Source organism: Mycolicibacterium sp. XJ879 (assembly GCF_053483935.1).
In genome coordinates, this window is record NZ_JBEFTH010000031.1 from 1 (window position 1) to 1636 (window position 1636).

The following is a 1636-nucleotide window of genomic DNA, read 5'->3' on the forward strand; positions in this document are numbered from 1 at the left end:
GGCGTCGCCGGTGTCGGTGTCATCGGCCGGTGCCGTGTCTTGTGGTTTCGTGCCACTGGCTTGGGCATTGTCGAGCGGCGCTGCTGTATCTGATTTCGCGCCGCCGGTTTCGGTGTCGTTGGTCGGCGCTCCGGTGTTTGGGCCGAGGTTTTCGGTGCGGTCAGTGGGTTGGGCATCCAGTTCTCGGGCGCCCTCTACGGCGTCGTCGACCCGAACCGCGGGGTTGGGTTTGAGGTTGGCGGGCCGGTCCTGGGGTTGGTCGTCGGGTCGCAGCAGGCGTTCGGGTCGGTGGTAGTAGTTGAGCCGGGCTTGGCCGGTGTCGAGGCCGTCGGGTGGGAGCCATTCGACTTCGCCGCGGTCGTTCATGCGGGTGGTCCAGCCGCCGTTGTCGTTGACGCTGCGGTTGTGCGGTGCGCAGGCCAGCCCGAGTTCGTCGACGTTGGTGTTGCCGCCGTCGCTCCAATCGGCCACCACGTGGTGAGCTTGGGAGCCGTAGGCGCCGATGGTGCAGCACGGTTTGGTGCATCCGCCGTCGCGGGCAATCAGCATGATCCGCTGTGGGGGCGAGGCGGTGCGCCTGGCGCGGAACAGGTCCATCGCTGATCCGGTCGCTTTGTCGAATACCGCCAGGTAGTGGTTGGCGTGACCGGCCAGCCGGATCACATCGGCGATCGGCATGACGGTGCCGCCGCCGGTGGTGCCGACCCCGGCGCGAGATTCCAAGTCCTGCAGGGTAGTTCGGATGATGATCGACACCGGCAGCCCGTTGAGCTGGCCGAGTTCGCCACTCATCAACGCGATGCGTCCGACGGCGACCAGCGCATCGTGCTGGCGCTGGGCCAAGGTGCGGTGGTCGTTGTCGATCTGGGCTTGGGTCGGTGTGCCTGATGTGCACGGTTGGGGATCGTCGGGGTTGCACATGCCAGGTGCGGCGTATTTGGCGAAGATCGCCTCCCACACCGCCCACGCCTCCGGGGTCAACATCGCGCGCAGCTCCACCATCCCGTCGGCGCCTTGTCGGGACTTTCTGACCCCACGCTTGCGGGCCCGTTCGATGTCGGTGGGTACCGGCCCGTCTTGATCCAGCAGAAACAGCGTGAGCTCGGCGGTGTCGGTGAGTTCTTTGGGCCCGACCGTGGCGGCCGTGCGGACCAGGTCGACCTCGAATTGATCGCGGGTGGCCGCATCCACCCATCCCGGTAACTTGGCCACCGATTTTCTGATCACCTCGACATGTTCGGGGTTGATCAGCCCGTGGGCTTGAGCGGCGGCGGTGGCCGGTAACGCCGGCGCCAGCCACGGGCCCGTCACCGCCTGGCGCGGCGCCAACAGCTCGGCTTCTGTCAACCGCCGGTTCGCTTCGCTGGTCGAGATTCGGTAGCGAACCCGAAGCACTTCTTTCCACGAGCACGCGCCCATCTCGCCCGCGGTCGTCTCGCGTTGCAGACGCGCGAGCAAGCGGTGGCTGACCGTCGGCAGCTGACACGACAACGTTTCCATCTCATCAAGAGCGGCCACCAGATCAGTGCGGGTCAACAGGTTTAGATCGCACGCCGCCACCTCTTCGTAGGCGTCGCGCAGTCCGGCTATCGCCACCTGCAACCTGCTCCCCGACATACTTCGAACATACATTCGA

The 1636-nt window shown here is 66.1% G+C and carries 1 protein-coding gene; it reads right to left on the bottom strand.

What is annotated here, in order from left to right; all coding sequences use genetic code 11:
* The coding region (locus tag ABQF13_RS25250; RefSeq protein ID WP_448395544.1) for an HNH endonuclease signature motif containing protein at positions 1-1632 on the bottom strand (1632 nt) is incomplete at its 3' end.
* Positions 1633-1636 lie beyond the last annotated feature (4 nt).